General features: G+C 72.1%; 7 protein-coding genes and 1 pseudogene. 1 reads left to right on the forward strand and 7 read right to left on the reverse strand.

Features of this window, described 5'->3' with window-relative positions:
* Nucleotides 1-2 precede the first annotated feature (2 nt).
* The 7 genes from kdpB to ACGF15_RS04295 all read right to left on the reverse strand — a co-directional run bounded on the left by kdpB (nucleotide 3) and on the right by ACGF15_RS04295 (nucleotide 7,661).
* Complete coding sequence (gene kdpB / locus ACGF15_RS04265) at nucleotides 3-2,141, reverse strand: potassium-transporting ATPase subunit KdpB (RefSeq protein ID WP_392796867.1); 2,139 nt, start codon at nucleotides 2,139-2,141, stop codon at nucleotides 3-5.
* A complete protein-coding gene (kdpA, locus tag ACGF15_RS04270) occupies nucleotides 2,138-3,802 on the reverse strand; it encodes a potassium-transporting ATPase subunit KdpA (protein WP_392796868.1) in 1,665 nt (554 codons plus the stop codon). Before kdpA ends, kdpB begins: the two co-directional genes overlap by 4 nt.
* Before the next feature lie 8 nt (nucleotides 3,803-3,810).
* Nucleotides 3,811-3,900 carry a K(+)-transporting ATPase subunit F gene (gene kdpF / locus ACGF15_RS04275; protein ID WP_345609499.1) on the reverse strand — a complete coding sequence of 30 codons (90 nt, stop codon included), beginning with the start codon at nucleotides 3,898-3,900 and terminating at the stop codon, nucleotides 3,811-3,813.
* Nucleotides 3,897-4,070 carry a hypothetical protein gene (locus ACGF15_RS04280; protein WP_392796869.1) on the reverse strand — a complete coding sequence of 58 codons (174 nt, stop codon included), beginning with the start codon at nucleotides 4,068-4,070 and terminating at the stop codon, nucleotides 3,897-3,899. The genes kdpF and ACGF15_RS04280 overlap by 4 nt, the downstream gene beginning before the upstream one ends.
* A gap of 276 nt (nucleotides 4,071-4,346) precedes the next feature.
* Nucleotides 4,347-4,790 (reverse strand): response regulator, encoded by a 444-nt coding sequence (locus ACGF15_RS04285; RefSeq protein ID WP_345609503.1) that lies wholly within the window; start codon nucleotides 4,788-4,790, stop codon nucleotides 4,347-4,349.
* A 61-nt stretch (nucleotides 4,791-4,851) separates the two neighbouring features.
* Nucleotides 4,852-6,438, reverse strand: a complete 1,587-nt coding sequence (locus ACGF15_RS04290) for a CHASE3 domain-containing protein (RefSeq protein WP_345609505.1) — start codon at nucleotides 6,436-6,438, stop codon at nucleotides 4,852-4,854.
* Nucleotides 6,435-7,661, reverse strand: a complete 1,227-nt coding sequence (locus ACGF15_RS04295; RefSeq protein WP_376428077.1) for a PP2C family protein-serine/threonine phosphatase — start codon at nucleotides 7,659-7,661, stop codon at nucleotides 6,435-6,437. Before ACGF15_RS04295 ends, ACGF15_RS04290 begins: the two co-directional genes overlap by 4 nt.
* A gap of 259 nt (nucleotides 7,662-7,920) precedes the next feature.
* Between ACGF15_RS04295 and ACGF15_RS04300 the strand changes: the two are divergent.
* Nucleotides 7,921-8,177: pseudogene (locus tag ACGF15_RS04300) on the forward strand (IS30 family transposase); the annotation flags it as partial.

The raw sequence follows: 8,177 nt of genomic DNA on the forward strand, positions 1-8,177 counted from the left end.
GGTCAACGCAGACCGGGGACGAGGGAGAGGAGCAGGTCGATGAGCTTGATGCCGATGAACGGGGCGATCAGACCGCCCAGGCCGTAGAGGCTCAGGTTGCGGCGGAGCATCCTGTCGGCACCGGCCGGCCGGTAGCGCACGCCCTTCAGGGCGAGCGGGACCAGCGCGACGATGATCAGCGCGTTGAAGACGACAGCGGACAGGATCGCGGACTCGGGCGAGGTCAGGCCCATGAGGTTGAGCCTGTCCAGGCCCGGGTAGGCGGCCGCGAACAGCGCGGGGATGATCGCGAAGTACTTCGCCACGTCGTTGGCGAGCGAGAAGGTGGTCAAAGCTCCTCGGGTGATGAGGAGTTGCTTGCCGATCCCGACGATCTCGATGAGCTTGGTCGGGTCGGAGTCGAGGTCGACCATGTTCCCGGCCTCCTTCGCGGCCGACGTGCCGGTGTTCATCGCCACGCCGACGTCCGCCTGCGCCAGCGCGGGGGCGTCGTTCGTGCCGTCGCCGGTCATCGCCACGAGCCTGCCGCCGGCCTGCTCGCGTCTGATGAGCGCCAGCTTGTCCTCGGGGGTGGCCTCGGCGAGGAAGTCGTCGACGCCCGCCTCCTCGGCGATGGCCCTGGCGGTCAGCGGGTTGTCGCCCGTGATCATGACGGTCCTGATGCCCATGCGGCGCAGCTCGTCGAACCGCTCCCGCATGCCGTCCTTGACGACGTCCTTCAGGTGGACGACGCCGAGGACGCGGGCGCCCCGGCCGTCGGCGGCGGCGACGAGCAGCGGGGTGCCACCGGCCTGCGCGATGCGCTCGGTCAGCTCGCGGGCGTCGGTGGCGACCGTGCCGCCCTGCTCCTCGACCCAGGCGGTGACGGAGCCGGTCGCGCCCTTGCGGACCTTCCGGCCGTCGACGTCCACACCGGACATCCGCGTCCGGGCGGTGAACCGGATCCACTCGGCGTGGGCCAGTTCGCCCCGGTGGCGCCCGCGCAGCCCGTACTCCTCCTCGGCGAGGACCACGATGGAGCGGCCTTCGGGCGTCTCGTCGGCCAGCGAGGAGAGTCGGGCGGCGTCGGCGAGTTCGGCCTCCGTCGTCCCGTGAACCGGGACGAACTCCGCCGCCTGCCGGTTGCCCAGCGTGATCGTGCCGGTCTTGTCGAGCAGCAGCGTCGACACGTCACCGGCGGCCTCGACGGCGCGCCCGGACCTCGCGAGGACGTTGCGCTGCACGAGCCGGTCCATGCCCGCGATGCCGATCGCGGAGAGCAGCGCGCCGATGGTCGTCGGGATCAGGCAGACCAGCAGCGCGGTCAGCACGATCACCGAGGTCTGCCGGTCGGCGCCCGCGTGGATCGCGAACGGCTTCAGCGTGACGACGGCCAGCAGGAAGACGACGGTGAGGGACGCCAGCAGGATGGTGAGGGCGGTCTCGTTCGGCGTCTTCTGGCGGGCCGCGCCCTCCACCAGGCTGATCATCCGGTCGATGAAGGTCTCGCCGGGCTTCGTCGTGATCCTGACGACGATGCGGTCGGAGAGCACCTTCGTTCCGCCCGTGACCGCGCACCGGTCGCCGCCGGACTCGCGGATGACCGGGGCGGACTCGCCGGTGATGGCCGACTCGTCCACGGACGCCACCCCCTCGACGACGTCACCGTCGCCGGGGATGGTGTCGCCGGCCTCGCAGACGACGAGGTCGCCGACGCGCAGTTCGGTACCCGGAACCCGCTCCTCACCGCTGCCGACGACCCGGCGGGCGACGGTACCGGTCCTTGCCCTGCGCAGCGTGTCGGCCTGGGCCTTGCCGCGGCCCTCGGCCACGGCCTCCGCCAGGTTGGCGAAGACCGTGGTGAGCCAGAGCCAGGCGGCGACCGCCCAGCCGAACGCGTCTCCCGGGTTCGCGGCCGCGAGCACGGTGGTGAGGACCGAGCCGACCAGGACCACGAACATCACCGGCGACCTGGCCATGGTCCGCGGGTCGAGCTTGCGCAGCGCGTCCGGCAGGGAGGCCAGGAGCTGCCTGGGGTCGAACAGGCCTCCGCCGGCCCGGCCGCCCCCGGGCCTCCGCCGGGCGGGCGGCTCCGGGTGCGGCGCCGGGGCCGTCGTCGTGGTGGCCATCGTGTCCTCGTGCCTCTCCGTGTGGGTGGTCATGCCGCGAGTCCTTCGGCGAGCGGGCCCAGCGCGAGGGCCGGGAAGAAGGTCAGACCGGTGGTGATGGTGACGGTGCCGACCAGGAGAGCGCTGAACAGCGGCTTCCCGGTCCGCAGGGTGCCCTCGGTCTCGGGGACGGGCTTCTGCTCCGCGAGCGAGCCCGCGAGGGCGAGGACGAACACCATCGGCAGGAACCGGCCGAGCAGCATGCACAGACCGAGCGCCGTGTTGTGGAACCCGGTGTCCGCGCCGAAGCCGGCGAAGGCCGAGCCGTTGTTGTTCGAGGCGGAGGTGTAGGCGTACAGGACCTCGGAGAAGCCGTGCGCGCCCGTGTTCGTCATCGAGGACTCACCGGTGCCGGTGGCCATCGCGATCGCCGTGCCGGTCAGGACGAGGGCGGGGGTGATGAGGATGTAGCAGGCCGCGTATGTCATCTCACGGGTGCCGATCCGCCTGCCCAGGAACTCGGGCGTGCGGCCGACCATCAGACCGGCGAGGAACACCGCCACGACGGCCATGACCAGCATGCCGTAGAGGCCGGAGCCGACCCCTCCGGGCGCGATCTCGCCCAGCATCATGCCGAGCAGCAGCACACCGCCGGACAGTCCGCTGTAGGAGTCGTGGAAGGAGTTGACCGAGCCGGTCGAGGTCATGGTCGTGGAGACCGCGAACAGCGAGGAGGCGCCCTCGCCGAAGCGCTGCTCCTTGCCCTCCATCGCGCCGCCCGCGAGCTGCGAGGCGGTGCCCGGGTGGGCGTACTCGACCCAGGTCACCAGGACCACGCCGACGCACCAGATCGCGGCCATCGCGCCGACGATCGCGTGGCCCTGCTTCACGCTGCCGACCATCGTGCCGAAGGTGCGGGGCAGCGAGAACGGGATGAGGAGGAGCAGGAAGACCGTCAGGAGGTTGGAGAAGCCGTTGGGGTTCTCGAAGGGGTGGGAGGAGTTGGCGTTGAAGTAGCCGCCGCCGTTGGTCCCCAGGTTCTTGACGGCCTCCTGGGAGGCGACCGCGCCGGGGCTGATCGACTGCGTCTGCCCGGTCACGGTGGTGATCTCGTGGATGCCCGCGAAGTTCTGGACGGCGCCGGCCGCGACCAGCAGGACCGCGGCGATCACCGAGATCGGGAGCAGGATGCGGACGACACCGCGGACCAGGTCGGCCCAGAAGTTGCCCAGCTCACGGGTGCGGGACCGGGCGAAGCCGCGGACCAGGGCCACGGACACGGCGATGCCGACGGCGGCGGAGACGAAGTTCTGCACGGCCAGGCCCGCGGTCTGGGCGGTATGGCCCATGGAGGACTCGCCGGGGTACGACTGCCAGTTCGTGTTGGACGTGAAGGAGGCGGCCGTGTTGAACGCCTGGTCCGGGGTGATCGCGGCGAAGCCGAGCGATCCGGGCAGGTGGTCCTGGATCCGCAGGAGCAGGTAGAGGAACAGCACGCCGGTCACGGAGAAGGCCAGCACTCCGCGCAGGTAGGCGGGCCAGCGCATCTCCCTGTCGGGGTCGGCGCCGACGGCGCGGTAGATCCACCTCTCGACGTGCAGGTGCCTGCCGGAGGTGAAGACGGCGGCCATGTAGTCGCCGAAGGGGCGGTGCACCAGGGCCAGCGCGGCGATGAGCGCGGACACCTGGAGCACGTCAGCGGGAACGGGGCTCATGACCGTGCTCAGAACCTCTCCGGCTTGACGAGGGCGAGGACGAGGTAGCCCAGCAGGGCGGCGGCCACGACGAGGCCGACGAGGTTCTCGGCGGTCACAGCTTCGCCACCCCCCTGGCGACGAGGACCACCAGCGCGAACACGGCGACCGTGGTGACGACGAAGGCCAGATCGGCCATCGCATGCTCCTGAAAGGGATCGGAGGACGTCGGACAGCACGAGACAAGCGCATGTCCGGCCGGAAACCGACCCCTGTTGACGGGGCCCATACGCGCGGGCCCGCCGCCTTGACGGCATTCATACGCGGGCGGTGGCCCGGGTCACGCTCGCGGTGCCGCGGACGGGCTCCCCGGGCACGGGAGGCGGGAACGGGGCGGCGGCACGGTACGCGGGGGCCGGGGCGGGGAACGGGGCGATGAGGCGGGCGGGAACGGGGTGCGGTCGTGGCGGACGGGGCCCGGACCGGGGTCGGCACCGCCTCCGGGGCCCCCGACCGGCCCCCGCCCGCCTGTCGGGGGGGGCGGGGCGGGGACGGGGCGGCGGGCTCAGCGGCGGCGGGGCAGGCGCACCACGCTGACGAAGAAGTCGTCGATCTGCCGGACCGCCGCGATGAACTGCTCCAGGTCCACCGGCTTGGTCACATAGGCGTTGGCATGGAGCTTGTAGCTGCGCAGGATGTCCTCCTCCGCCGAGGAGGTGGTGAGCACCACGACCGGGATCATGGCCAGGTCCTCGTCCGACTTGATCCGCTCCAGCACCTGGCGGCCGTCGTACTTCGGGAGGTTCAGGTCGAGCAGGATCAGGTCCGGCCGGGGGGCCTGGGCGTACCGGCCCTTCCGGAAGAGGAACTCCAGGGCCTCCTGGCCGTCCCTGACCACGTGCAGGGTGTTCCGGATCTTGTTGTCCTCGAACGCCTCGCGGGTCATCAGCTCGTCGCCCGGGTCGTCCTCGACGAGCAGGACCTCGATGGGTTCCACGGGGGTGTCCACAGCGGTACTCCGGTTCTGGGGTGGGGATGGGGGGCGTTGGCGGTGCACGGGGGCCGGCGCGTCACTCCCGGGGCAGGGTGAAGCGGATCGCCGTGCCGCAGCCCTCGGCACTGTCGATCGTGATCCGGCCGCCCGCATGCTCGATGATCTTGCGGCAGAGGGCGAGTCCGATGCCGGTGCCCTCGTACTCCTCCCGGCTGTGCAGCCGCTGGAAGATGACGAACACCTTCTCGGCGAACTCGGGCGCGATGCCGATGCCGTTGTCCCGGACGGTGAACTCCCACTCCTCCCCCGCCCGGTCGCAGGAGATCTCGACGCGGCAGTCCCGTTCCGGGTGGCGGAACTTGACGGCGTTGCCGATCAGGTTCTGCCACACCATGGCCATCAGGGTGGGGTCCACCGTCACCGTCGGCAGTTCGCCGGTGCGGACCACCTCCGCTTCGGCCTCCTCGACGACGGCGCCGAGGTTGCGCAGCGCCCGGTCCACCGTGGAGTCCAGCGCCACCGCGGAGCGGTGCTCGTCCAGCCTGCCGACCCGGGAGAAGGTCAGCAGGTCGTTGATCAGGACCTGCATCCGCTTCGCGCCGTCGACGGCGAAGTCGATGTACTGCCGCCCCCGGTCGTCCAGTTCGGAGCCGTACCGCTTCTCCAGCAGCTGGCAGAAGGAGGCCACCTTGCGCAGCGGCTCCTGGAGGTCGTGCGAGGCGACGTAGGCGAACTGCTCCAGTTCGGCGTTGGAGCGGCGCAGCTCCGCCGCCTGCTCCTCCAGCTCCACGGTCTGCTCGGCGAGCAGCCTCTCCCGGTTGCGGGTCGTCCTCAGGGCGTCCACGATCCGGTGGCGCATGGCCTCCACGGCGGCCGAGACCGCGCGGACGTCCGCCGGCCCGTCGATGGAGATCTCCTCCTCGAAGGAGCCTTCGCGCACCCGGGTGGACGCCTCCTCCAGGCGGCGCAGCGGCCGCCCCACGATGCGGTTGACCAGGACGGCCATCAGGACGGCCGCCAGCAGGATGGCGGCCACCATGACGGCGAAGGAGGCGTTGCGCTGGGTCCGGGCCGTCTCCAGGCCCTCCCGGGCGCGGACCCGTTCGGTGTCGATGTGCAGCTGCTGACGCGCGAAGCCGAGCCGCAGCGAGTCGAAGGACCGCTTGCTGCGCTCCAGGGTCGCGGCGGTGTCCGGGTCGGGCGCGGTGCCGGTGCCGGACGCCGTGCCGGACGCTTCCGGGGTGGTGATCGTCTCCGCGTACTCGGTGCGCCAGGCGGCGCCCGCGCTCTGCAGCTCCCGCAGGTCCTGCCGGAGCACCGGGTAGTCGGAGACCAGCTCCCGCAGCGCGGCCAGGGCGCGCTGCTCGTCCGCCTTGCCCTGCTCGTAGGGCTCCAGGAACCGGGGGTCGCCGGTCAGGGCGTAGCCGCGGATGCCCGTCTCCTGGTCCAGCAGCGACTTCTGGAGCTGGAAGGCGGTCGAGCGGGCGGGCTGGAGCCGGTCGACCAGTTCGTCGGTCCGCTGCTGGGTGCGCACGAGCATCTGGGTGCCGACCACGGCGGCGAGCACGACCACGAGGGCCATCAGGGCGAGGACCAGGTGGATCCAGCCCTGTGTCGACAGCCGGCCGCGCAGGGTGCGCGGGGCGCTCCCGCTCTCGCTCATGATCCGTGCTCCCAGTCGAGGTGGAGGATGGCGACGTCGTCCGACAGGCCGCCGTGGTCCGCGGCCCGGTCCGAGACGTCCTGGACCAGGCGGTCCACGAACTCCTGGCCGGGAAGGCCGTGGAGTCCTTCCGCGGCGCGCAGCAGTCCCTGCTCGCCGAGGCGCTCGCCGGCCGGGCCGGTGCGGCCCTCGAAGAGGCCGTCGGTGAAGGCCACGACGGAGGTCCCGGGCCGGAGCGGCAGGGAGTCCTCCGTCCACCGGGCGTGGCCCGGGAGGAAGCCCAGGGCCATCCCGCCCGGCGACTCGTACCAGGAGACCCCGGTCCCGGTGCGCAGCATGATGCCGGGGTGCCCGGCGCGCACCACGGTGAGTTCGGTGCCGCCGGGCGGGAAGACGCAGGTGACCAGGGTGGCGAAGAGGTGCTCCTCCTCGCGCTCGGCGACCAGGATCTCCTCCAGCAGCCGGAGTTGGTCCGGTCCGGTCCGGCCGCTCATCACGGCGGCCCGCCAGGCGACGCGCAGGCACACGCCCAGCGCCGCCTCCGCCGCCCCGTGGCCGGAGACGTCGCCGACGACCGCGTGGACGGAGCCGTCCTCGGTCTGCACCACGTCGTAGAAGTCGCCGCCGAGGATGGCGTGGTCCCGTCCGGGCTCGTAGCGGGCGACGACGCGGAAGCCGGGGTCGCGCAGCAGCGGTACGGGGAGCAGGCCGCGTTCCAGGCGGGCGTTCTCCTGCGCCTGGAGCCTGCCGGCCTGGAGGGCCGCCGTGGCGCGCTGGGCCTGCTTGCGCTGGAGGGCGTAGCGGACGGCCCGGTTGAGGCCGTCGGCGGTGAGCTGGGCCTTGGAGAGGTAGTCCTGGGCTCCCTCGGCGACGGCGGACAGGCCGGTCCTGCCGTCGGCCAGGCCGGTGAGCACCACGATGGCCGCCTCGGGTGCCACCTCCAGCATGCGCCGGACCGCGGCCAGGCCGGTCGCGTCGGGCAGGTGGAGGTCCAGCAGGATGCAGGTGCCGCTTCCGCTGCCCCGCAGTTCCTCCTCGGCCTCCGCCAGGCTCTTGCTCCAGGTGAAGTCGTGGCCCAGGTCGCTGTCGGCGAGCACCTCCTCGAAGAGCACGGCGTCGCCGGCGTCGTCCTCGACGAGGAGGATGGGCACGTCGTGCCGGTGCGGCACGGGCGGCTCCGTTTGAGCCGGCACCGCCGCGGTGCCCGCCTTCGACCAGTCCACGGGACAGCCTCCCCTTGAGTCGCCGCACCCGGGTGTGCGGCAGCGAGCAAGGATACTGAGGTGGGGTCATGTGTCCTACCGGCCGGTCACCGGCAGTGCGACGGGACGGGCGCGACCGCGGAGCGGAGGATTCCGCGCCGGGGACGCCGGGCGCAGGCACGCCGGGCGCGTGGGGCGCAGGGGCCGTGGGGGCCGCGGGGCGCAGCTTGGGTTCTAACGGTCCTCGCAACACCCGCGATCTGTGGGAGTTGCGAGGACCGTGGGCGTTGAGCGTGATGATCTTTCGGGGTTGCGGGAGCGTTTCCTCGCGCGGCTGGATGTCGTGGGGAACGTGACCGTTGTGGCGCGTGAGCTGGGGGTGAACCGGAGCACCGCCTTCGGCTGGGCTCGGAAGGCCGGACGAAGTTCGGTGCGCCTGCCGCGCCGGCATCCCGGGCGGGACGAGTACGAGGGGCTTCGGGCCGCTGGTGTCGCACGCCGGGCCGCGGCCCGGCAGGTCGGTGTGAACGAGCGCAC

This window comes from Streptomyces sp. NPDC048001 (assembly GCF_043203115.1).
Classification (GTDB): Bacteria; Actinomycetota; Actinomycetes; order Streptomycetales; family Streptomycetaceae; genus Streptomyces; species Streptomyces sanyensis.

Coding starts and splice junctions, on each gene's coding strand:
- ACGF15_RS04290 (WP_345609505.1), bottom strand. CDS start 6,438: ATGAGCGAGAGCGGGAGCGCCCCGCGCACCCTGCGCGGCCGGCTGTCG.
- kdpB (WP_392796867.1), bottom strand. CDS start 2,141: ATGACCACCCACACGGAGAGGCACGAGGACACGATGGCCACCACGACG.
- ACGF15_RS04280 (WP_392796869.1), bottom strand. CDS start 4,070: ATGGGCCCCGTCAACAGGGGTCGGTTTCCGGCCGGACATGCGCTTGTC.
- kdpA (WP_392796868.1), bottom strand. CDS start 3,802: ATGAGCCCCGTTCCCGCTGACGTGCTCCAGGTGTCCGCGCTCATCGCC.